The organism is Lysobacter sp. GX 14042, from assembly GCF_021390425.1.
Taxonomy (GTDB): domain Bacteria; phylum Pseudomonadota; class Gammaproteobacteria; order Xanthomonadales; family Xanthomonadaceae; genus Novilysobacter.
Genome location: NZ_JAJUWY010000007.1, coordinates 1 through 22,640, shown reverse-complemented (window position 1 = coordinate 22,640; position 22,640 = coordinate 1). Strand labels below are relative to the sequence as shown.

Below are 22,640 nucleotides of genomic sequence, written 5' to 3'. Positions count from 1 at the left end.
GCCTAACCTCTAGCGATGCGCCTGCGCCACATCGAAGTCTTCTATGCGGTCTACACCACCGGCTCTATCAGCGCCGCGGCCAGGTCCCTCCACGTATCCCAGCCATCGGTGAGCAAGGTGCTCCACCATGCCCAGAACCAGCTGGGCTTCGAACTGTTCACCCTGGTCCGCGGGAGGCTGGTGGCCACCGACGAGGCACATGCGCTGTTCGCGGAGGTCAAGGAAATCTTCGAGCGCATGGGGTCGCTGCGCAAGACCGTGGCCAACATCCGCAACATGGACGGCGGCCATGTGCGCCTGGCGGTGGTGCCATCGCTGGGGCTGCACGTCGCCCCGCACGCCATCGCGCGCTGCCGCCAGCAGTTCCCGCAGGTCACCTTCGACGTCCAGACGCTGCACCACGACGACATCTTCAGGGCGCTGTACGAGCGCGAGTGCGACATCGCCCTCGCCTATACCCCGCCCATGCACCCGCGTATCCAGCGCCGTCGGCTGGGGACCGGAGAGCTCATGCTGCTGTTCGAGAAGACGGCATTCCCCAATCCGGGCGAACGGGTAGCGCTTGGCCGGCTGACCGGCCGCGACATGGTCGGGCTGGCCAACAGCGGCCCGATCAGCGACCTGCTGGAACGGGAGCTGGAACAGCACGGCGTGGACATCCGCGAGGTGGTTTCCAACCAGACCTATTACCTGGCCGCGGCGCTCACCCGCTGCGGGGCCGGCATGAGCATCGTCGACGAGTTCACCGCCACCGCGAGCGCAACGGCCGGACTCGACTTCCGTCCACTCGATCCAGCGATCCGGTTCCAGATCGAGTGCGTGTACCTGGAAGACCGGCCGCCGTCCCATGCCGCCGAAGCGTTCCTCCAGCACTTCCGGACATCGCTCGCCGCCGCCAGGCGCGGGACCGATGCCACCACGCCGCCACCGTGCACGCGCGTGAAAGCCTGAACCGGCGGCCAGTCAGATATCCAGGAACCCCGCGTCGTCGATCGCCTGCAGTCGGATGCGGTTGGCGAACAGCGAGAACGCCAGCATTCCGGCCAGTCCGTTGGCCCGCGCCAGCCAGGGCGGGATCCAGCGCGGTGGCAGCAGCACCCCGGCCTCGAACAGCGGTGCGAAGCGCTGCACGTCGCCCAGGGTCATCTTGCCGGCGAACAGCCAGCGTCCCAGGCGCAGCTGCCGGGTGCGCAGCGCCCAGCGGTAGAAGGTGTGCACCCCGACCAGCCCGCGCAGGTACACGGTGTCCTTGGTGAAGGCCGCCCCGCCGCCCACCGGCACCCCGCGGAACACCCGCTGCGCCGAGGCCGCGCCCTCCTCCGGCGCCTGCCCGGCGTCGAGGAAGTAGCGGAACACGTCGATGAAGTCGGCGCCGTCCAGCGCCATCGCCACCGCCTCCACCCGCAGGCTGAGCCGCTTGATGCGTTCGATGTCGAGGGTGCCGGTGGCCTGCTCGGCGAAGGTCGCCAACCCCTCCTGGGTCGCGGTGACCCGCGGAGAGGACAGGCCCAGGCTGCCCAGCACCGGCTGCGCACCGCCGTTGAGCGCGGTGATGGAATGCACGAAGGCCTCGTGCTCGCGCAGCTGGTGGCGGTCGTACTCGGTGAAGGCCGCACCGGTGCGCAGGCGGATGCGGGTTGCCCCGGCGGCGGCCTTGGCCACCAGGCCGGGATCCAGCACCACCTCGATGACCCGGTCGTTGAAGAACTCGTCCAGGTCACGCTGCAGTTGCAGGGCCAGCGCGGTGGCGGACACCGGCCACTGTTCGGCCGGCGATACCAGTTCGCGATCGAGCTCGTCGGCCACCGCGATGAACTTGCGCGCGGCCCAGCGCACGCCGGGGCCCTGGCCCGGCAGCGGCGACTCCGGATGCCCGTACAGCTCGATCGACAGGCCGGTCGCGCTGTCGGTCCCGAGGCATTCGCACAGCCGCGCGGCGGTATCCCAGCTGCGCGCGGACTCGACCAGGTACTGGCCCAGCGGGTGGTCCGGGTCGGCTTCCGAGGCAATCGCCGCAAGCTCGCGCCGTTCGGCGGTGAAGTCGTGCCGGGGGTACGCCACCTCGGGCATCCGGGTGACGCCACGGCGCTGGTCGGCGAGGAACCCGCCGACGACCTCCGAAGGCCAGCTGGCCAGGGTCAGCAGCTTGATGCCCGAGGCGGCCTCGACCAGCCGCGCATCGAGCGTGGCGTGATGGGCGATGTCGGGCGTGGCGTGCGGCATGGGCGGACCCTACCCGGCCCCGTGTCCACACCTGGTAAGGCGCAATAGCCGCAAAGCGACGTAGTGCGCCGGATGGCACACGGCGGCACAAACCGGGCATCCGCCGCAATACGCCTGCGGCTATTGCCCCCTGCGGCCGGCCAGGCTGGCGGCCGCGCCGGCGACTTCGCCGCCCAGCTTGCGGTAGTTGGCCAGCCGCTGCGGGTCCAGCTCGCCGGCGGTGACCGCCGCGAGTACCGCGCAGCCGGGTTCCTTCAGGTGCCGGCAGTCGCGGAAGCGGCAGGCCAAGGTCAGCGCCTCGATGTCGGCGAAGTTGTCGGCGACGTCCTCTTCGCCGGTCGGCTTGAGTTCGCGCATGCCGGGGGTGTCGATCAGGCAGGCGCCACCGGGCAGCGGGAACAGCGCGCGGTGGGTGGTGGTGTGGCGTCCGCGCGAGTCCGTCTGCCGCACCTCGGCGGTCTTCATCCGGTCGCTGCCCAGCAGGGTGTTGGTGAGCGTGGACTTGCCGGCCCCCGAGCTGCCCACCACCACCACGGTGCGGCCCGGCTGCAGCCACGGCCGCAGGGCGGCGACGCTGTCGGGATCGCGGGCGTTGATCGCGCGCACCGGGATGTCGGCACTGGCCAGCCCGGCGATCGTGGCCACCGCGCCGGGCACGTCCCCGGCGCGATCGGCCTTGGTCAGCACCACCACCGCCTGCGCGCCGCTGCCCTTGACCAGCAGCAGGTAGCGCTCGATGCGGCGCGGGTTGAAGTCCGCATCCAGGCCACAGACCACGAACACGGTGTCGACGTTGGCGGCGATCAGTTGCTGGCGGTAGTGCTCGCCGGCCGCGGCACGCTTGATCGCGCTGTGGCGCGGCAGCAGGGCGACGATCTGGATGACGTCGCCGGAGCGCTCCACCAGCACCCAGTCGCCCACCGCCGCGCGCGCCTCCGGCGGGATGCCGCCCTTGCGGTAGCTGGGCGGGCGCTGCCATTCCGGCGGCGACTCCACCGGAAAGCTGTTTTCCGGCCCGTCGGCCACCACGTAACCGCTGCGGTGCTGCTCGACCACCCGGGCCGGCCGCGCCCCCGGATGGTCCTGGAGGCACTCGCGCCACTGCGTGACCGCGGGTCGTCCCTGCTCGTCCAGGGGCCAGCCGATCACCTGCAGGGCGCGGGGATCACTCATGTGCGGGGTGGCATGCCGGAGTCCATGGCCGGATTCTATCCGCGGCCGCCCACGCAGCGCCTGCATTTCGATAGGCTGGCGGCCTTGCCCCTGCGCCGCACTGCCGTGTCCGCTCCGATCCTGAAGACCCGCACCCGCCTGTCCGAGGTCCGCTACGAGATCCGCGGCGAACTTGCCCGCCGCGCCCGCGAGCTCGAGGCGGCCGGCCGCAGCCTGATCAAGCTCAACATCGGCAATCCGGGGGCATTCGGGTTCCGGGCGCCGGCCCACCTGCAGCAGGCGGTGGCCGGCAACATCGCCCAGGCCGACCCGTACACCCACCAGCAGGGGCTGCCGGCCGCGCGCGAGGCGATCGCCGCCTTCCACCGCACCCGCGGCACGCCCAACGCCAGCCCGGAGCGGGTCTTCGTCGGCAACGGGGTGAGCGAGCTGATCGACCTGTCGCTGCGCGCCCTGCTCGACCCCGGCGACGAGGTGCTGCTGCCCTCGCCGGACTACCCGCTATGGTCCGCGGCGACGATCCTCAATGACGGGGTGCCGGTGTACTACGGCTGCCGCCCCGACCACGGCTTCCTGCCCGACCCCGACGAGATCGAGGCGAAGCTCACCGCGCGCACCCGCGCGATCGTGCTGATCAACCCGAACAACCCGACCGGCGCCAGCTACCCGCGGGCGCTGCTGGAGCGCATCGTCGCCATCGCCGCCCGCAACGGCCTGTTGCTGATGGCCGACGAGATCTACGACTCGATCCTGTACGACGGCGCGCCGTTCCAGCCGCTCGCCCCCCTGGCCGGCGACGTGCCGTGCCTGTCGCTGGGCGGGCTGAGCAAGGTCCACCGCGCCTGCGGCTGGCGGATCGGCTGGGCGGTGCTGTCCGGCGACCCGGTGGCCACCGGCGGCTTCCACCACGCCATGGACCTGCTGGGCGCGTTGCGGCTGTGCGCGAACGTGCCGGGCCAGTTCGCCATCGGCGCCGCGCTGCACGGCGAGGACACCATCGCCCCGCTGTGCGCGCCCGGTGGGCGGCTGCACGAGGCGCGGCGCGCGGTCATCGAGTCGGTCGCCGCCAGCGGACACCTGGAGCTGGTGGCGCCCGCCGCCGCGCTGTATGCCTTCCCGCGGGTGGTGGGCGCCGCGGCAGAGGGTTTCGACGACCACGCCTTTGCCCTGGAGCTGCTGGACAGCGAGGGGGTGCTGGTGGTTCCCGGTTCCAGCTTCAACGTCACTTGGCGCGACCATTTCCGCGTCACCCTGCTGCCCGAGCCCGACGTGCTGCGCGAGGTCTTCGCGCGCATCGACCGGGTGCTCGCCCGCCGCGCCGCGACCGCTGCCGGCGCACGCCGCCGCGGCGCGGTCGCCTGACAGGAGCCCGACATGGCCACCGACCCGCACGCCCTGACCTATCTCGCCCTGGGCGACAGCTACACCATCGGCGAGGGCATCGCGTCCGCCGATCGCTGGCCGGTGCGCCTCACCCTCGCCCTGCGCGGGGAAGGCATTCCGCTGGAGTTCCCGCGCACCCTGGCGACCACCGGCTGGACCACCGACGAGCTGTCCACCGCGATGGACCTCGCGACCCCGCCGCTGGGGCGGTACGACTTCGTCTCGCTGCTGATCGGGGTCAACAACCAGTACCGCGGGCGCAGCGCCGTCGATTACCGCGGCGAGTTCCACGAACTGCTGCGGCGGGCGATCCGGCTGGCTGGAGACGCCCCGTCGCGGGTGCTGGTGCTGTCGATCCCGGACTGGGGCGTCACCCCGTTCGCCACGCAGCAGGGGCGCGAGGCGGCCACGGTCGCCGCCGAAATCGACGAATACAACGCGGTCGCCGCCGAACTGTGCAACGAGCACGGGGCGGCCTTCGTCGACATCACCGGCATCAGCCGCGAGCAGGGCGCCGATGGATCGATGCGGGTCGACGACGGCCTGCACCCTTCGGCGGCGATGTACGCGCTGTGGGTCGAGCGGGCCCTGCCGGTCGCGCGCAGGCTGCTGGCCGGATGAGCGTGGCGGCGGGGCCGGAGCCCGGCATCACCCGCCCGGTGCCGCCGGACCGCGTGCGCAGCATTTCCGCCGCATTCGCGCCCGAGCGCTGGTATGGCAACCGCTGGGACCTGCACTACACCCGCGCCAAACTCGCCAGCGACCCGCTCTATCCCGGGGTCTGCGAAGCATTGCGCGGAAGCGGTGCGCCGGTGCTCGACCTGGGCTGCGGCCTGGGCCTGCTGGCGCACGCGCTGCGCGCCGACGGCCAGCAGATGGCCTACCACGGCATCGACCTGGACGCGGCCAAGATCCAGCGCGGGCGGCGGGCCGCCGGCCGCGCCGGCCTGCATGAGGTGGTGCTCGAGGCGCGGGACCTCGCCGACCCCGCATTCGACCTGGCCAGCCTCGGCCACCGCGGCAACGTCGCGTTGCTCGACGTGCTGCAATTCATGCCGGCAACGGCACAGCAGCGGCTGCTGGAGAAGGTGACCGGCCTGCTCGTGCCCGGCTCCCGGCTGGTGATCCGCACCGGCCTGGCCGATGGCAGCCGGCGCGCCCGGATCACCCGCGCGGTGGACGTGTTCTCACGCGTGGTGGGCTGGATGGGCACGGCGCCCGGCCGCTATCCGGACCCGGACCTGCTGCGCGCGAGCTTTGACGCCGCGGGACTGGAGAGCCGGTTCACGCCGTTGTACGGGCGCACGCCGTTCAACAACTGGCTGGTCGTGGCCAGGCCTCACGGCTCCGGCACCACACACCGGTAGCCAAGCTCCGCCACCCGCTCCAGCAGCAATCCCAGGACCTCGACATTGCGCCCGTGTCCCGCACCTTCGTGCAGCAGCACGATCGCGCCCGGCCGCAGGTCGCGCCCGATCCGCGCCACGACCTTCCGCGGCTCCGGCTCCAGCGCGTCGAATCCACGTGCACTCCAGGCCACCCGCGCCAGCCCGTGCTCGCGCAACGGCGCGGCCAGGAACGGATTGGCCATGCCGACCACCGCCCGGAACCACCGCGGCGGGGTGCCGGCCAGCGCGGTCAGCACGCCTTGCGCTTCGGCCACCTCGCGGCGCATCCGGCGCGGCCCCAGCGCCCAGAACCAGGCCTGCGGGTGCCGCTGGCTGTGGTTGCCGACCTCGTGGCCACGGCGGACGATCTCGCGCACCAGCTCCGGCCGCCGCGCGGCGCGCTCGCCGACCAGGAAGAAAGTCGCCTTCGCAGCGTGGGCATCGAGCAGGTCCAGGATCGGCCCGGTGTCATCCGACGGGCCATCGTCGATGGTCAGCCAGACGACGGGCTCGCGCGTGGGCAGGCGCGTCAGCACGGGCGCGAACAGCCGCGAGCCGGGCTTCATCACCCCCCAGAAGAACACCCCGTGGGTGGCCAGCAGCAGCGCCACGCCGGCCGGCCAGCCCCACTGCCACCACGCCAGCCCCACCAGCAGCTGCGAGGCGGCCGCGACCGGCAGCCACGCATGCGGGCGACGCGGCGGGCGGTGCAGGTCGGGAGGGGCCATGACCTGGATCATGCCAGCCTCAGCATGCGCTCGTTACACTGCCGGCTTCCCCACGTGTGACGGATCCATTGCCATGCAGCTCGACCCCGCCCTGCGCTCGCGCATCGAAAGCCTCCTGAACGACAACCGCGTCGTCCTGTTCATGAAGGGTGAGCCGGGCGCGCCGCAGTGCGGCTTCTCGGCCAAGGCGGTCGGCGCACTGGGCGCCACCGGCGTGGAGTACGCCCACGTCAACGTGCTGGCCGACCAGGACATCCGCGAAGGCATCAAGGCCTTTGGCCAGTGGCCGACCATCCCGCAGCTCTACATCCAGGGCGAGCTGGTCGGCGGCAGCGACATCATCGAGCAGATGGCCAACTCCGGCGAGCTGTACAGCGCGCTGGGCGTGCCCGCCCCCGACCGTACCCCGCCGGCGATCACCATCGGCGAGGCGGCCGCGGAGATGCTGCGCCAGTCGATCGACAATGCCGGCGAGGGCTACGTGCTCCAGGTCGACATCGACCCGCGCTACAACGCCCGCCTGCAGCTGGCCCCGGTGGACCCTTCGGCGATCACCAGCGAGGCGGCCGGCCTGAAGGTGCAGTTCGACCTGGCCAGCGCCCAGCGCGCGCGCGGGCTGTCGATCGACTGGGTCGACGATGAGCGCGGCCGCGGGCTGGTGATCGAGAACCCCAATGCCCCGCCGAAGGTCAAGCCGCTGGCGCCCGCCGAGGCCGCACGGAAGGCCGGGGCCGGCGAGCTGGTGCTGGTGGACGTGCGTCCGGCCAGCGAGCGCGGGCAGGCCTCGGTCAACGTGCCGTTCCGCACCCTGGACCGCGAGGGCGGTGGCGCCGCCGAGCTGGAGAAGCTGCCGAAGGACACCGAGATCGCCTTCCTGTGCCACAGCGGCCAGCGCAGCGGCTCGGCGGCCGAGCATTTCCGCGGCCTGGGTTTCACCCGGGTCTACAACGTCGCCGGCGGCATCGATGCCTGGGCGCAGGACGTGGACAGCAGCATTCCGCGGTATTGATTACCCCCGGAACCCGCCCTCCTCCAGCCACGCCTGCTCGACCGGCGTGCTGGCGCGCCCGAACAACGCGTTGCGGTGCGGGAAACGGCCGAAGCGCTCGATGATCCCGTGGTGGTGGACGGCCCACTTGTCGGCGTCCGGCCCTTCCAGCGCGCGGTGCAGCTCGACCGCACGCTGCTGGTCCAGCAGTGCCTCGGAGTGGGTGAACGGCAGGTAGTAGAAGAAGCGCAGGCCCGGCTCGGCCTGCATGTCGTGGCCGTGGCCGATCGCCCGCTCGGCCACCGCGCGCGCCAGTGGATCGGTCGCGTAGGCATGGGCACTGCCGCGGAAGACGTTGCGCGGGATCTGGTCCAGCAGCAGCACCAGCGCCAGCGAGCCCCCGGCGTCGGCCTCCCAGTCGGCCAGTTCCGCCCGCGAAGCCGCCATGTGGGTGGCCAGCAGGCGCTCGCGGCACAGGGCGTCGAAGTCCGGCCCGCCGCGGAACCACTTTTCCGCACCGGCCTGGCGCCAGAACTCCACGACCTCGGCGGCGCTGACGATCCCGGTCCCGCTCATGTCCGTGCTCCTGTATCGGGGACGGCCACGGTAGCAGCCGCCCGACAAGGCAAGGTCAACCGCCACGCCCCATGCCGTCGGTTGGCTTGGCACCCCTCCGGGCTGCGGCTAGGGTGCGGTGTCTGGCCCTGCGCCGGCCACTTTCGACCGGGGAAAAACGATGATCCGACCCACCTGCGCCGCACTCGCGGTTGCGCTCGGCCTTGCGCTGGCGGCCGGCCAGGCGCACGCCGGAGACCGCTCGCCATTCGCCCATGACGCCTATCCGAGCACCTATCAGCGCATCGCCGCGCCGCCGGTGCTGATCACCGGGGCGACCGTGCTCGATGGCGAGGGCAACCGGCTGGAGGGCGCCGACGTGCTGATGGCCGACGGCCGCATCGTCGCGGTCGGCCACGGGCTGCAGGCCCCGGCCGGGGCGAGCCGGGTGGACGGCAGCGGCAAGTGGGTGACGCCGGGCCTGATCGATGTGCACTCGCACCTGGGCGTGTATCCCAGCCCCGGCGTGCGCGCCCACAGCGACGGCAACGAGATGGTCTCGCCCAACACCGCGCACGTCTGGGCCGAGCACTCGGTCTGGCCGCAGGACCCGGGCTTCGGCGCCGCGCTGGCCGGCGGGATCACCTCGCTGCAGATCCTGCCCGGCTCGGCCAACCTGTTCGGCGGCCGCGGGGTGACCCTCAAGAACGTGCCGGGCACCTCGGTGCAGGCGATGAAGTTCCCGGGCGCGCCGTGGGGGCTGAAGATGGCCTGCGGCGAGAACCCCAAGCGCGTATACGGCCAGAAGGGCGGCCCGGCCACCCGGATGGGCAACATGGCCGGCCACCGCGCGGCTTTCATCGAGGCCGCCGAGTACCTGGAAAAGCACGGCGGACGCACCCGCCGCGACGGCGACGGCGGCGAGCCGCGCAAGCGCCGCTGGTGGCAGTCGGCCGATTCGGACTCCGGTTCGGGGGACGACGGCAACGGCGGCAAGCGCGACCTCAAGATGGAGACCCTGGCCGGCGCGCTCAACGGCGACATCAAGGTGCACATCCACTGCTACCGCGCCGACGAAATGTCCAACATGATGGCGCTGGCGGAGGAGTTCGATTTCCGGATCGCCGCCTTCCACCACGGCGTGGAGGCCTACAAGATCGCCGACCAGCTGGCCGAACGTGGCATCTGCGGCGCGCTGTGGGCCGACTGGTGGGGCTTCAAGATGGAGGCCTTCGACGGCATCCAGGAGAACATCGCCCTGGTCGACCGCCCGGCGGGCAGCTGCGCCATCGTGCACAGCGACTCGGCCGAAGGCATCCAACGCCTCAACCAGGAAGCGGCCAAGGTCATCGCCCGTGCCGGACTGGCCGGCATCGACATCACCCCCGAGCACGCGATCCGCTGGATCACCTCGCATCCGGCGAAATCCATGGGCATCGCCGACGAGGTCGGCACCCTGTCCCCGGGGAAGATGGCCGACGTGGTGCTGTGGAGCGGCAATCCTTTCAGCGTCTACGCGCAGGCCGAACAGGTCTGGATCGACGGCGCGCGCCTGTACGACCGCAACGACCCGGCGCGCCAGCCCACCCGTGACTTCATGCTTGGACAGCCGGCCGCCGCCGGCAACGGAGGTGTGCTGTGAACCGCATCGGGATTCTCGGGCGCACTGCCCGCCGCAGCCTGCTGGCCGCCGGCCTGGCCCTGGCCGCCGCCGGCGCCTTCGCCCAGGACGCCGCCCCCGCCGGGCCGTCGCTGCTGATCCGCAATGCCACCGTGCATACCGCCGGGCCGCAGGGCACGCTGCAGGGCGCGGACGTGCTGGTCCGCGGCAACACCATCGCCCAGGTCGGCAGCGGCCTGGCCGCGCCGGCCGGTGCGGAGGTGATCGACGCCCAGGGGCGGCCGCTGTCGCCGACCCTGTTCGGCGGGATCACCGGCATCGGCATCGAGGAGGTGTCGGGCGAGCAGTCCACGGTCGACAACCGCGCCGGGCTGGGTGGCGAGCGCATGGACGTACGGCCGGAGTTCGACGTGACCCTGGCCTACAACCCGGATTCGGTGCTGCTGCCGGTCACCCGTACCGAGGGGATCGGCTGGACCCTGCTGGGCGCCTCCAGCGGGCAGGGTGGCTCGATCATCGGCGGCCAGGGCGCGGTGATGCGGCTGGACGGCAGCATCGACCCGGCCGGGCCGAAGCTGCTGTTCGTCGACCTCGGCTCCGACGCCGCGCGGCTGAGCGGCAACTCGCGCGCCGCGCAGTGGATGCTGCTCGACCAGCTCGTCGACGAGGCCCGCGGCCGCATCGCCGCCGATTCGCACGCGGCGATGCTCACCCCCGCCGGGCGCAAGGCCCTGGCTGCCTTCCTCGACGGCAAGGGCCGGCTGATGGTCAACATCGACCGTGCCGCCGACATCCACCAGCTGCTGCGCTGGGCCGGCGACAAGGGGGTCGACATCGCGATCTCCGGCGGCGCCGAGGCCTGGCGCGTGGCCCCGGCACTGGCCGCGGCGAAGGTGCCGGTCTTCGTCGACCCGCTGGCCAACCTGCCCGACAGTTTCGACCAGGTCGGCGCCACCATGGAGAACGCCGCGCGGCTGGCCGCGGCCGGCGTGGAGGTCGGCTTCACCCAGAGCGGCGATGCCTCGCACAACGCGCGCAAGGTGCGCCAGCTGGCCGGCAACGCGGTGGCCAACGGCCTGCCCTGGGAGGCCGGCCTGGCCGGGCTGACCACCGTGCCGGCACAGGCGCTGGGGGTGGCCGGCCGCATGGGCCGAATCGCCGCGGGGCAGCGCGCCGACCTGGTGCTGTGGACCGGCGATCCGCTGGACGTGGCCTCGGTCGCGCTGCAGGTGTGGATGGATGGCCGGCCGATCGAGATGCGCAGCCGGCAGACCGAGCTGCGCGACCGTTACCTGCGGCCGCAGGTGGCCGCCGACCAGGGTGGGCTGCCGCGGGCGTATCCGCCCGCGGGCAGCTGAGCCGTAGCCGCCATGTTCGGCACACCGTCCGGGACTTCCAGCCTGCGCGGGCGGCGCCGGCGCCGGGCTAGGCTGCCGTGATCATCCGTCACCGTGTGCCTGCCATGACCCGACGCCTGCTCGTGCTGGCGCTGTCCAGCGCCCTGTCCGCCACCCTCGCCCTGCCCGCCGCGGCCCAGCCCCCGACGCAACCGGCTCCCCAGCACCGCGACGCCCCGGACGGGCAGACCGACAAGGACACCTGGGATGTAGACAACCCGCCCGGCGCGTCGAAGACCATCGCCTTCGAAACCGACGAAGGCACCTGGATGGACGTGGATGTCTCCCCCGATGGCCGCGAGCTGGTGTTCGCGCTGCTGGGCGACCTGTACCGGCTGCCGATCGACGGCGGCAGCGCGACCCGGATCACCTCCGGCATGGCCTGGGACATCCAGCCGCGCTGGTCGCCGGACGGCAAGCGGATCGCCTTCACCTCCGACCGCGGCGGCGGCAACAACCTGTGGACCATCGCCGCCGACGGCAGTGACCCGGTGCAGGTCAGCGACGAGGACTTCCGCCTGCTCAACACGCCGGCATGGACCCCCGACGGGCACTTCCTGATCGGCCGCAAGCACTTCACCTCGCGCCGCTCGCTGGGTGCCGGCGAGCTGTGGATGTACCACGCCGCCGGCGGCGGCAAGGGCCTGCAACTGGTCGAGAAGCGCAACGAGCAACAGGACCTGGGCGAACCGGCGGTTTCGCCCGACGGCCGCTACGTCTACTTTTCCCAGGACGTCAGCCCGGGTCCACAGTTCGAGTACAACCGCGACCCGCACGGGGTGATCTACGCGATCAAGCGGCTGGACCGCGAGACCGGCGCGATCGATACCCTGGTCGCCAGCCCCGGCGGCGCGGTGCGCCCGGTGCCCTCGCCCGACGGCAAGTCGCTGGCCTTCGTCAAGCGGGTGCGCGAGAAGTCGGTGCTGCACGCGCTCGACCTGGCCAGCGGCCAGGTGCGGCCGGTCTGGGATGGCCTGGCGCACGACCAGCAGGAGGCGTGGTCGATCTTCGGACCGTACACCGGCTTCGGCTGGACCCCGGACTCCAGGTCGGTGGTGGCCTGGGCCCAGGGCAAGCTGTGGCGGATCGACATGGGCAACGGCGAGGCCCGGCAGATCCCGTTCACCGCCCGGGTCGAGCAGAAGGTGATCGATCCGCTGCGTTTCGAGCGCGGGATCGAGGAAGGCCGGTTCGCACCGAAGATGATCCGCGACGTCGCCACCTCGACCCAGGGCGACACCCTGGTGTTCCACGCCCTGGGCAAGCTGTGGCGCAAGCCGCTGCCCGGTGGCGAGCCGCGCCGGCTGACCGGCAACGAAGGCGTGTACGAGTACGAGCCCAGCTTCAGCCCGGATGGCCGCCAGCTGCTCTACACCACCTGGAGCGACGCCGGCCTGGGCGCGCTGTACCTGCGCAATGCCGGCGGCAGCAGCACCGGGCGCAAGCTGACCGATGAACCGGGCTTCTACTACCACCCGCGGTTCTCGCCCGACGGCAAGCGCGTGGTCTACGCCCGCTCCGGCGGCGGCAGCCTGACCGGCAGCCTGTGGTCGGGCGACCGCGGCATCTACGTCATGCCGGCTTCCGGCGGCACGCCGGTCAAGGTCGCCGACAACGGCCAGGCACCGCAGTTCAGCGCCGACGGCACCCGGGTGCTGTACCTGGCCGGCGGCGGCATGGAGAAGAAGCTGATGTCGGTCGGCCTGCACGGCGAGGACCCGCGCGAACTGTTCGACCTGAAGTACGTCGACTCGGTGCAGGTCAGCCCGGACGGCGAGTGGGTCGCCTTCACCGAGCTGTTCAACGCCTATGTCGCGCCGATGGTGCACACCGGCAAGGCGGTCGAGCTGAGCAAGGAGACCAGGGCGATCCCGGTCGCGCGGGTCAGCGCCGATGTCGGCAGCTACCTGCACTGGGCGGCGGACTCGAAGTCGCTGCACTGGATGGTCGGCGACCGCTACCACTCGCGCAGCCTGGACGAGAGCTTCGGCTTCCTCGCCGGCGGCGCCGACATCGCCGAGCCGGTGCATGGCGGTGGCGTGCCGGTGGGGCTGACCGCGCCAGTGGATGCACCGGACCAGGTGGTGGCCTTCACCAACGCGCGGATCATCACCATGCGCGATGCCGAGGACACCCGGGAGGTGATCGAAGGCGGCACCATCGTGCTGCGCGGCGACACCATCGCCGCGGTCGGCCCGTCGGGTTCGGTCGAGGTGCCGGCCGGCGCCAACGTGATCGACGCCAGCGGCAAGACCATCGTGCCGGGCTACATCGACGTGCACGCCCACGCCTCGCACTTCGGCGGCGGCGTGGTGCCGCAGCAGAACTGGGCCTACTACGCCAACCTGGCCTTCGGCATCACCACCCTGCACGACCCCTCGGCGACCACCGAGTTCGTGTTCTCCGAGGCCGAGCTTCAGAAGGCCGGGATGATGGTCGGCCCGCGGGTGTTCTCCACCGGCACCGTCCTGTACGGCGCCGATGGCGGCTCCAAGGTCGTGGTCGACTCGCTCGACGATGCGCGCAGCCACCTGCGGCGGATGCAGGGCAACGGTGCGTTCTCGGTGAAGAGCTACAACCAGCCGCGGCGCAACCAGCGCCAGCAGATCAACACCGCCGCGCGCGAGCTGGGCATGCTGGTGGTCGAGGAAGGCGGCTCGACCTTCCACCACAACATGACCATGATCCTGGACGGCGTCACCGGCATCGAGCACAACATCCCGGTCGCCCCGCTGTACAGGGACGTGGTCGAGCTGTGGTCGCAGACCGACGTGCGCAACACCCCGACCCTGGTGGTGAACTACGGCGGACTGTCGGGCGAGTACTGGTGGTACGCCCGCGACAACGTGTGGGAAGACCCGAAGCTCAACCGCTTCTTTCCCCGCGAGACCCTGGACGCCCGCTCCATCCGGCGCGAGACCGCCCCGGACTGGGACTACTGGCACATCGAGGTGGCCAAGGCCGCCAAGGTGCTGCGCGATGCCGGGGTCAGGATCCAGGTCGGTGGCCACGGCCAGCTGCAGGGCCTGAGCCCGCACTGGGAGATCTGGATGCTTGAGCAGGGCGGCTTCAGCAACTTCGAGGCACTGCGCGCGGCGACCATCGACGGCGCCGACTACATCGGCCTGGCCGGGGACATCGGCTCGCTGGAGGCCGGAAAGAAGGCCGACCTGGTGGTGCTGGATTCCAACCCGCTTGAGGACATCCGCGCCACCGCCGACACCCGCTACGTGATGGTTGGCGGGCGGCTGTTCGACGTCGGGGCCGACATGGCCGAGATCGGCAACCGCGCGGTGCCGGCGCCGACCTTCTACTGGCAGCACCATGGCAGCGGGGTGCAGTTCGGCGCCGAGTTCGGACCGACCGGCGTCGGCCACTGCCCGAAGTCGCACCAGCACTGGCTGCAGATCGACTGAGGACCGGCCGGTTCCCGATGGCATGGCACGGGGCCGCCCTTCGCCGGGCGGCCCTGTTCACATTCATCGCCGCGCCCACGTCCTACAGTGGCCCCCGCACAGGAGGCCACCATGGGTACGCGTTTCTACATCCACCTTCCCGACGCCCACCGCGCCCGCGGCAGCGACCCGGAGCTCTCGTTCACCGCGGTCAGCGCCGAAGGCTTCGCCGCGGAACTGCAGCAGGCCCTGCGCAGCGACGCGCTGTTCGAGCGCTGGCGGCTCAAGCAGGACGAGCCCGACGAGGTCGACCCGGCCCTGGGCGCGACCGACCCGGACGCGACCGTCACCGGCCGCCAGGACGACCTGCGCATGGAGTTGATCGCCACCACCACCCTGTCCGGCCAGTTGCTGCAGCAGCGCCTGCGCTGGCTGGCCGGCCACGCCTGGGAACTGCGCAACGTCACCGCCGCCTGACGCAGTACGCACCACCGTCGTTCCCGCGCACGCGGGAACCCGTGGACGTCCGGGCCGGCACAATGCCCCCATGAAGAACCTCCTCTTGGCCTGGAGCGGCGGGAAAGACGCCGCCTGGACCCTGCAGCACCTGCGCGCCCACGACGACGTCCGCGTGGTCGGCCTGCTGACCACCGTCACGGCCGACTACGGTCGCGTCGCCATGCATGGCATCCGCCGCGACGTGCTGCATGCGCAGGCGGCCGCGGTCGGCCTGCCGGTACTGGAATCGACAATCCACGCCGGCGCCGACAACGCCGCGTACGAGGCGGCGTTCGCCGCCACCCTCGCGGAGGCCACCCGGCGCTGGCCGGGGCTGGCCACCATCGCCTATGGCGACCTGAAGCTGGCCGACGTGCGGGCGTGGCGCGAGGCACTGTGCCGGCGCCATGGCTGGGAAATCACGACCCCGCTGTTCGGCGCCGACACCGGGCGACTGGCGCGGGAGATGATCGCCGGCGGACTGCAGCCGTGGCTGTGCTGCGTGGACACCACCCAGCTGGACGCACGCTACGCCGGATGCCGCTTCGACGCGGCACTGCTGGCCAGGCTCCCCGACGGCTGCGACCCCTGCGGCGAGGACGGCGAGTTCCACACCCTGGTCACCGACGGGCCGATGTTCCAGCGCCCCCTGCGGCTGCAACGGGGCGAAACGGTCCTGCGCGAGGACCGCTTCGCCTTCACCGACTTCCACCTGGCGTAGCGGGCGCGCTGGCGTTTCCGCGCTCCCAGCCCGCGACCGGCCCCGGCACGACCATCAGGCAGGGGTGGCAGCGCGGCGGCCCGCTCGCCTGCTGCGCGGCGTACCAGTCGGGGCTGCGCCGTGCCAGCTTGCCCATCAGGTGCTGCCACTCGAACCCGAGCTGCCCCTGCGCCACCTCGACCGGCGGCACGACAAGCACCGGACCGAGCTTGCCGCGGTCATAGCGGTAGCCGCGCACGACCGCTTCGTCCACGACCGCGGCGAGGTAGGCATCCAGCGCCGCCAGCGGCTCCGGCTGCGCCCGGAACCGCTCCAGCTGCGGGTGGTTGCGATAGCCGCGCGTGCGGCCCGACAGCACCGCACGCGCAAGCAGTCCCTCCCGCCACAGCGCCGTGAGTCCCTGGCGGTCCAGGTGGGCCGGATGCAGGGACCACAGCCGCATGGCTCAGCCCTTCAGTGCGCGGGCATGGTGGGCGAGGTGCTCGCCGATGAAGCTGGAGATGAAGTAGTAGCTGTGGTCGTAACCCGGCTGCATGCGCAGGGTCAGCGGGTGGCCGGCGGCCTCGCAGGCGTCGCGCAGCAGCTCCGGGCGCAGTTGCCCGGCCAGGAAGTCGTCGCCCCCGCCCTGGTCGACCAGCAGCGGCAGCTTCTCCTGCGCGGCCTTCACCAGCTCGACTGCGTCGTACTGCTTCCAGGCTTCGCGGTCCTCGCCCAGGTAGGTGCTGAAGGCCTTCTCGCCCCAGGGCACCTGCGTTGGCGCGACGATGGGCGAGAACGCCGAGACGCTGCGGTAGCGACCGGGATTGCGCAGCGCGATCACCAGTGCGCCATGCCCGCCCATCGAATGCCCGCTGATCGCGCGCGCGCCGCTGGCCGGCAGGTTGGCCTCCACCCAGGCCGGCAGCTCCTCGACGATGTAGTCGTACATCCGGTAGTGCTTCGCCCACGGATCACGGGTGGCGTTGAGGTAGAAGCCCGCGCCCTTGCCCAGGTCATACGCCTCGTCATCGGCCACGTCCTCGCCGCGCGGGCTGGTATCCGGCGCGACCAGGATGATCCCGTGCTCGGCCGCGTAGCGCTGCGCGCCGGCCTTGGTGACGAAGTTCTGCTCGTTGCAGGTCAGTCCGCTCAGCCAGTACAGCACCGGGCAGGGACCCTCCTGCGCCTGCGGTGGCAGGTACACGCCGACGGTCATGTCGCAGCCCAGCACCTTCGACCGGTGCCGGTAGACGTCCTGCCAGCCGCCGAAGCAGGCGTGGTGTTCGATGCGCTCCATGGGATAAAACCTCCAATTGCATTACCCCCTCTCCCGCTCGCGGGAGAGGGTTGGGGTGAGGGCAGCTCCTGCTCAGTACCGGATCACCGTCCGGATCGACTTGCCCTCGTGCATCAGCTCGAAGGCCTCGTTGATCCGGTCCAGCGGCAGGGTGTGGGTGACGAAAGGCTCCAGCTGGATGTCGCCCTTCATCGCGTCCTCGACCATGCCCGGCAACTGGCTGCGGCCCTTCACCCCGCCGAAGGCGGTGCCCATCCACTTGCGTCCGGTCACCAGCTGGAACGGACGGGTGCCGATCTCCTTGCCCGCGCCGGCCACGCCGATGATCACGCTCTGGCCCCAGCCGCGGTGCGCGCACTCCAGCGCGGCGCGCATCACCTCGACGTTGCCGATGCACTCGAAGCTGTGGTCCACGCCCCAGCCGGTCATCTCGACGATCACCTGCTGGATCGGCTGATCAAAGTCCTTCGGGTTGACGCAATCGGTGGCGCCCATCTCGCGGGCGAGCGCGAACTTGTCCGGGTTGGTGTCGATGGCGATGATCCGGCCGGCCTTCGCCTGCTTGGCGCCCTGGATCACCGCCAGGCCGATCGCACCCAGGCCGAACACGGCGACGCTGTCGCCCTCGGCCACCTTCGCGGTGTTGTGCACCGCGCCGATGCCGGTGGTCACCCCGCAGCCCAGCAGGCAGGTGTGCTCCGGGTTGGCCTCCGGGTTGACCCTGGCCAGCGAGACCTCGGCGACCACGGTGTACTCGCTGAAGGTCGAGCAGCCCATGTAGTGGTAGACCGGCTCGCCGTTGTAGGAAAAGCGCGTGGTGCCGTCGGGCATCACGCCCTTGCCCTGGGTGGCGCGCACGGCCACGCACAGGTTGGTCTTGCCGGACTTGCAGAACAGGCACTCGCCGCACTCGGCGGTGTACAGCGGGATCACATGGTCGCCGGGCTTGACGCTGGTGACGCCCTCGCCGACCTCGACCACGATGCCCGCCCCCTCGTGGCCGAGCACGGCCGGGAACACGCCCTCCGGGTCCTCGCCCGACAGGGTGAAGGCGTCGGTGTGGCACAGCGCGGTGTGGGTGATCTTGACCAGCACCTCGCCCTTCTTCGGGCCCTCGAGGTCGAGCTCAACGATCTGCAGCGGCTTTCCGGCTTCGAAGGCGACGGCGGCACGGGTCTTCATGGCAGTACTCCTGATGGCGGATCCGGCGCCGGGCGCCGGCAAAGGGGAAGGCTTACTTGAGGTAGGAACGGATCAGGCCGGTCATCTCGGTGACCCGGGCGTGCCGGTCCTGCGGATCGGAGGCGGGCTGGCCGAACTGCTCGCGCAGGTGCGACTCCAGCACCTCGCTCATCAGCCCGTTGACCGCACCGCGGATGGCGGCGATCTGCTGCAGCACCGGGGCGCAGTCGGCGCCGGCTTCCAGCGCGCGCTCGAGCGCCTCGCACTGGCCGCGCACCCGGCGGATGCGGGCGAGGACCTTCTTTTTTTCCTCGGGGGAGTGGGGCACGGCGACAGTCGAACGAATAGTGGGGGGGAGTATATCCGCCTTTACGCCAAGGCGCCTTGCCCGGTCACTTTCCGGCGGGCCGACCCGGGCGGTACCGCCGGACAACGTGAGCGTCGAACGGCGGGCCATCGTCAAACGCCCGTCCAACCGCGCCGACGATGTCGTCCCAGATCCCGGGCTTTTGCAGAATCGGCATTTCGCTGGCCCGTACATTGCTGAGCCTGCCCTGACTCTGTTCTATCGAGCGCAACACCCGGTCCGCCTGATGGTCGGGCATCTCCACGATCTCCTTCAGGGCCGCACGTGCCTGTGCATGGCTGCGCAGGTAACGCGACTCCTCACGCATCTGCTCGGTGATGGTGCGCCGGATGACATTGGACAGGTGTCAGCGTGGTCGAATCGCCCAGGATCTCCCGCTGCAGCCCGGCCAGTGCCGCATCGTCGAGCGGTGGCTCGCCCTCTCCAGGCCGCACCGATGGAGCGTTCGGGCAGATCGCTCATGGCGAAGACCTCCTACCTCGAAGGGTGGAAGCCGGCGTCCGCCGGTAAACTGCGGCGGCCTCTTCTCCTTCACAGCGCCATGTCCCCTTCCCGCTTCCACCACCTGCTCGCCGCCACCTTGGCCCTTGCCCTGCTGGGCTGCACGACCGGCGGCACGACGGGCACCCGCGCACCGGAACCCACCATCGGCGAACAACGCGAGGCCGTGCTGTTCTGGTCGCAGGCCGAGCGCGAGGCCGGGTTCCGGCGGATGCAGGCGCAATTCCCCAGCGACGTTGCCTCCCATGGCATGCAGGTGCGCGAACTGCCCGCCGGCGAGCCGCTGCCCCTCTCCGGCAGCGCCTGGCTGGACGACGACGCGCTGGACGGCTACATGGACCGCCACCACGTTGCCGGCCTGATGGTGCTGCACGACGGCAAGGTGCGCCTGCAGCGCCATGGCCTCGGCTTCGGACCGGACGACCGCTGGGAGTCGTTCTCGGTCGCCAAGTCGGTCACCTCCACCCTGCTTGGCATTGCCCTGCAGCAGGGGGATATCGGCAGCCTGGACGACACCCTGCCGACCTACATCCACGAGCTCGCCGGCAGCGCCTATGACGGGGTCACCGTACGCCAGCTGCTGACCATGACCTCGGGGGTGCGCTGGAACGAGGACTACGCCGACGACCAGTCGGACGTGGCGCAGATGTACCGCGGCGCCTGCGTCGACGGCCAGGCGCACGTGCTGTCCTACCTGCGCGGGTTGCCGCGGCAGTGGGCGCCCGGCACGCACTGGAACTACAACACCGCCGAGACCGACCTGCTCGGCATCGTGGTCGAGCGCGCCACCGGCCACCCGCTCGCCCACTACCTGTCGGACACGATCTGGAAGCCCTACGGCATGGCCGCCGACGCGACCTGGATCCGCGACGAGTGCGACGGCAGCAACACCGGTGGCAGCGGGCTGTCGGCAACACTGGAGGACTACGCCCGCTTGGGCCAGTTCATGCTCGAGGGCGGCCGCATCGACGGCGAGTCGGTGATCGCCGAGGCCTGGATGCAGGGCGCGGTGCAAGGGCACGGCAGCGAGGACGCACCGGAACGCGGCTATGGCTACCAGTGGTGGACCGACACCGACGGCAGCTACTCGGCGGTCGGCATCTTCGGCCAGATGGTCTACGTCGATCCCTCGCGGGACCTGGTCATCGTGCAGCTGGCGGCGTGGCCGCGCGCGACCTCCAGCGAGCTGGTGAAAGCCCGGCGGGACTTTGTCGACGCAATCAAGCAGGCGGTGGATGCCGAAACATTGGAACGCCAGGCGCCGCCCGGGCGCGGCTGATCAGCCAGGACCGGCCGGTGCCGACGACTCCCGGAACAGCTGCCTGTCGCGCCACCCACCCCAGCGGTAATACGCGGCGGAAAACAGGCTGCTGAGCAGGAAACCGATGCCCATGCCCAGCGCGATGCCGCGCTCGCCGTACAGCGACGCCATCCAGTACGCCAGCGGCACGCGCAGGATCCACAGCGAAATGATGTTCAGCGCCAGCACCTGGACCATCGCGCCCGAGCCGCGGACCACCCCGTTGAAGATGAAGTTCAGGCCGAGGAAGGGGTAGAACAGCGCGATCGTGCGCAGGTAGGACACGCCGAACGCGACGCTGCCCTCGTCGCGGATGAACAGACGGACCAACGGCTCGGCCCAGACCAGCAGCACGACCGCGATCGCCGTCATGACGCCCACGTTGTGGAGCACTCCCACCCGCGAGATCTGCTCCACCCGGCCCCACTGTCCGGCGCCGATGTTCTGCGCCGCCATCGCGTTCACCGCGGTACCCAGCGCGATCGCCGGCAGCAGGATGATGCTGTCCAGTCGCTGGGCGGCACCGAAGCCGGCCACCACGTCCGCGCCGAAGGCGTTCACCAACGACAGGATCACCGTCATGCCGGCATAGATGACGATCATCTGCACGCCCGACGGAATACCCAGCTCCAGGATCGTCCGCAGCTGCGCGAACTTCGGCCGCTGCGGCCGCAGCCGGTAACGCCCGGAGCTGCGCGCCAGGTACCACAGGCTGTAGAGGAACGCCGCCGCCTGCGCCAGCACCACCGCCCAGGCGGCGCCGTTCACGCCCATGCCCCGCCCCACGATGAGCAGCGGGGTGATGATGGCCGCGAGCACCGTCGCCAGCAGCACGAAATACAGCGGCGTCCGGCTGTCCCCGAAGGCCCGCAGCATCGTGCCGATGAAGTTGTAGCCCACCAGGAACACCGTCCCGAGAAAGCTCACCTGCAGGTAGCCCCTCGCCTCCTCCATGATCGGCGCCGGCGTATTGAGCACGACGAGCAGCGACTCGGCGAACGCATGGCCCGCCACCCCCACGATCAGCGACAAGACGCCCAGGATGAGGACGAAACCGCCCAGGTAGGCGTCGATCGCGCGCCCGTCGCCGGCGCCACGCAGCTGCGCGAAGATGGTCAGGGTCGCGTTGTTCATGCCCAGCACGAAGGCCAGCACCACGACCAGCAGCGTCGTGCCCACCGTCACCGCCGCGAATGCCTCGCTGCCCAGCAGGTTCCCGACCCACAAGCCGTTGACCAGCTGCATCGAGGCCTGCAGCAGGTTGGCCAGCAGGATGGGAAGGGAGAAGCGGAACAGCTTCGGCGGGATGGAGCCCCGGGTGAAATCCATTGAGTGGACGACGCCTCCTGTCAGGCCGCCCCGTGAGCCCCGGGGCGGCGAGCGCGGCCGCCAGTGTCGCCCATCGCGGCAGCGCCAGGCCTCACGACGATCTCCCGCCGCGCAAAGTCGACATCCTTCACCCGCAGGCGTACGCATTCCATCAGCCGGAGCCCCGCGCCATACATGAGTGCGCCCATGTCCCAGTGCGGCCCCTCGAGCGCTGCCAGCAGGCGGGTGATCTCCTCGCGGGTCAGGACCACCGGAACCCTGGCCGGGCGCTTGGCCCGGACGATTCCTTCCAGCCAGGGAAGGTCGGTGTCCAATACCTGGCGATACAGAAACAAGAGCGCCGAGAGCGCCTGGTTCTGGGTACTGGCTGCCACCTGCCCCTGAGTGGTCAGCCGGGTCAGGAAGGCCGTGACCTCTTCTGCGCCCATGTCCCGGGGTGGCGCTTGCCGTTGGCGAGAATGAAGCGCCGGGTCCAACCAACGTACGCGCGCTCGTTGCGCAGGCTGTAATGCCGAACCCGGCAGGCTGCACGAACTTGGTCGAGCAGGCGCAAGGGGCGGCCGACCGGCGTTACCGCCTCGGAAGCAGGGTGGTAATCCATTACCGCCTCACTAG

General features: G+C 71.0%; 22 protein-coding genes and 1 pseudogene. 11 read left to right on the top strand and 12 right to left on the bottom strand.

Annotated features, from left to right (window positions below; genetic code table 11):
• The first annotated feature begins 15 nt into the window (after window positions 1–15).
• Complete coding sequence (locus LY625_RS10350) at window positions 16–951, top strand: LysR family transcriptional regulator (RefSeq protein ID WP_233740127.1); 936 nt, start codon at window positions 16–18, stop codon at window positions 949–951.
• 12 nt (window positions 952–963) lie between these two features.
• On the opposite strand, the gene LY625_RS10345 is transcribed toward LY625_RS10350, so the two are convergent.
• Both LY625_RS10345 and rsgA read right to left on the bottom strand, forming a co-directional pair.
• Window positions 964–2,223, bottom strand: coding sequence for a flavohemoglobin expression-modulating QEGLA motif protein (locus LY625_RS10345; protein ID WP_233740126.1), 1,260 nt, complete (start codon window positions 2,221–2,223; stop codon window positions 964–966).
• 120 nt (window positions 2,224–2,343) lie between these two features.
• Window positions 2,344–3,396, bottom strand: coding sequence for a ribosome small subunit-dependent GTPase A (gene rsgA, locus LY625_RS10340; RefSeq protein ID WP_343223482.1), 1,053 nt, complete (start codon window positions 3,394–3,396; stop codon window positions 2,344–2,346).
• 105 nt (window positions 3,397–3,501) lie between these two features.
• Between rsgA and LY625_RS10335 the strand changes: the two genes are divergently transcribed.
• From LY625_RS10335 to LY625_RS10325, 3 genes are read left to right on the top strand one after another with little or no spacing between them, the layout of a single operon-like run.
• Window positions 3,502–4,758, top strand: a complete 1,257-nt coding sequence (locus tag LY625_RS10335; protein WP_233740247.1) for an aminotransferase class I/II-fold pyridoxal phosphate-dependent enzyme — start codon at window positions 3,502–3,504, stop codon at window positions 4,756–4,758.
• Window positions 4,759–4,770: 12 nt separating this feature from the next.
• Window positions 4,771–5,400 carry an SGNH/GDSL hydrolase family protein gene (locus LY625_RS10330; protein ID WP_233740125.1) on the top strand — a complete coding sequence of 210 codons (630 nt, stop codon included), beginning with the start codon at window positions 4,771–4,773 and terminating at the stop codon, window positions 5,398–5,400.
• Entirely contained in the window at window positions 5,397–6,146 is a 750-nt protein-coding gene (locus tag LY625_RS10325) for a methyltransferase domain-containing protein (protein WP_233740124.1), read from the top strand. Before LY625_RS10330 ends, LY625_RS10325 begins: the two co-directional genes overlap by 4 nt.
• Here LY625_RS10325 and LY625_RS10320 read toward each other — a convergent pair.
• Window positions 6,119–6,895 (bottom strand): polysaccharide deacetylase family protein, encoded by a 777-nt coding sequence (locus LY625_RS10320; RefSeq protein WP_233740123.1) that lies wholly within the window; start codon window positions 6,893–6,895, stop codon window positions 6,119–6,121. The two genes, LY625_RS10325 and LY625_RS10320, sit on opposite strands and share 28 nt — an antisense overlap.
• A gap of 73 nt (window positions 6,896–6,968) precedes the next feature.
• Between LY625_RS10320 and grxD the strand changes: the two genes are divergently transcribed.
• Window positions 6,969–7,904 (top strand): Grx4 family monothiol glutaredoxin, encoded by a 936-nt coding sequence (gene grxD / locus LY625_RS10315; RefSeq protein ID WP_233740122.1) that lies wholly within the window; start codon window positions 6,969–6,971, stop codon window positions 7,902–7,904.
• Here grxD and LY625_RS10310 read toward each other — a convergent pair whose 3' ends face one another.
• Entirely contained in the window at window positions 7,905–8,459 is a 555-nt protein-coding gene (locus LY625_RS10310; protein ID WP_233740121.1) for a DUF924 family protein, read from the bottom strand.
• 160 nt (window positions 8,460–8,619) lie between these two features.
• Here LY625_RS10310 and LY625_RS10305 point away from each other — a divergent pair, with 160 nt between their 5' ends.
• The 5 genes from LY625_RS10305 to LY625_RS10285 all read left to right on the top strand — a co-directional run bounded on the left by LY625_RS10305 (window position 8,620) and on the right by LY625_RS10285 (window position 16,070).
• Window positions 8,620–10,080, top strand: a complete 1,461-nt coding sequence (locus LY625_RS10305; RefSeq protein ID WP_233740120.1) for an amidohydrolase — start codon at window positions 8,620–8,622, stop codon at window positions 10,078–10,080.
• A gap of 53 nt (window positions 10,081–10,133) precedes the next feature.
• Window positions 10,134–11,417, top strand: coding sequence for an amidohydrolase family protein (locus tag LY625_RS10300; RefSeq protein ID WP_233740246.1), 1,284 nt, complete (start codon window positions 10,134–10,136; stop codon window positions 11,415–11,417).
• A gap of 104 nt (window positions 11,418–11,521) precedes the next feature.
• Entirely contained in the window at window positions 11,522–14,872 is a 3,351-nt protein-coding gene (locus tag LY625_RS10295) for an amidohydrolase family protein (protein WP_233740119.1), read from the top strand.
• A gap of 111 nt (window positions 14,873–14,983) precedes the next feature.
• Window positions 14,984–15,328, top strand: a complete 345-nt coding sequence (locus tag LY625_RS10290) for a hypothetical protein (protein WP_233740118.1) — start codon at window positions 14,984–14,986, stop codon at window positions 15,326–15,328.
• A 70-nt stretch (window positions 15,329–15,398) separates the two neighbouring features.
• Window positions 15,399–16,070, top strand: coding sequence for an ATP-binding protein (locus LY625_RS10285; protein ID WP_233740117.1), 672 nt, complete (start codon window positions 15,399–15,401; stop codon window positions 16,068–16,070).
• Here the strand turns inward: LY625_RS10285 and LY625_RS10280 are convergent.
• The 5 genes from LY625_RS10280 to LY625_RS10260 all read right to left on the bottom strand — a co-directional run bounded on the left by LY625_RS10280 (window position 16,048) and on the right by LY625_RS10260 (window position 19,202).
• Complete coding sequence (locus LY625_RS10280) at window positions 16,048–16,512, bottom strand: pyrimidine dimer DNA glycosylase/endonuclease V (protein ID WP_233740116.1); 465 nt, start codon at window positions 16,510–16,512, stop codon at window positions 16,048–16,050. The genes LY625_RS10285 and LY625_RS10280 overlap by 23 nt on opposite strands.
• A gap of 3 nt (window positions 16,513–16,515) precedes the next feature.
• Window positions 16,516–17,346, bottom strand: coding sequence for an S-formylglutathione hydrolase (fghA, locus tag LY625_RS10275; RefSeq protein ID WP_233740115.1), 831 nt, complete (start codon window positions 17,344–17,346; stop codon window positions 16,516–16,518).
• A gap of 72 nt (window positions 17,347–17,418) precedes the next feature.
• Window positions 17,419–18,528 (bottom strand): S-(hydroxymethyl)glutathione dehydrogenase/class III alcohol dehydrogenase, encoded by a 1,110-nt coding sequence (locus LY625_RS10270; protein WP_233740114.1) that lies wholly within the window; start codon window positions 18,526–18,528, stop codon window positions 17,419–17,421.
• 52 nt (window positions 18,529–18,580) lie between these two features.
• A complete protein-coding gene (gene frmR, locus LY625_RS10265; RefSeq protein ID WP_233740113.1) occupies window positions 18,581–18,856 on the bottom strand; it encodes a formaldehyde-responsive transcriptional repressor FrmR in 276 nt (91 codons plus the stop codon).
• A gap of 64 nt (window positions 18,857–18,920) precedes the next feature.
• Window positions 18,921–19,202: a hypothetical protein gene (locus LY625_RS10260; RefSeq protein ID WP_233740112.1), complete on the bottom strand. Its 282-nt coding sequence runs from the start codon at window positions 19,200–19,202 to the stop codon at window positions 18,921–18,923.
• A 234-nt stretch (window positions 19,203–19,436) separates the two neighbouring features.
• On the opposite strand from LY625_RS10260, the gene LY625_RS10255 reads away from it, so the two are divergent.
• Window positions 19,437–20,675 carry a serine hydrolase domain-containing protein gene (locus tag LY625_RS10255; protein ID WP_233740111.1) on the top strand — a complete coding sequence of 413 codons (1,239 nt, stop codon included), beginning with the start codon at window positions 19,437–19,439 and terminating at the stop codon, window positions 20,673–20,675.
• Here LY625_RS10255 and LY625_RS10250 read toward each other — a convergent pair whose 3' ends face one another.
• From LY625_RS10250 to LY625_RS13510, 3 genes and pseudogenes are all read right to left on the bottom strand, one after another.
• Window positions 20,676–22,025, bottom strand: coding sequence for an MATE family efflux transporter (locus LY625_RS10250; protein ID WP_233740110.1), 1,350 nt, complete (start codon window positions 22,023–22,025; stop codon window positions 20,676–20,678).
• A 20-nt stretch (window positions 22,026–22,045) separates the two neighbouring features.
• Window positions 22,046–22,213 carry a hypothetical protein gene (locus LY625_RS13515; RefSeq protein ID WP_343223485.1) on the bottom strand — a complete coding sequence of 56 codons (168 nt, stop codon included), beginning with the start codon at window positions 22,211–22,213 and terminating at the stop codon, window positions 22,046–22,048.
• 168 nt (window positions 22,214–22,381) lie between these two features.
• A pseudogene (locus LY625_RS13510) lies at window positions 22,382–22,626 on the bottom strand (site-specific integrase); the annotation flags it as partial.
• Window positions 22,627–22,640 lie beyond the last annotated feature (14 nt).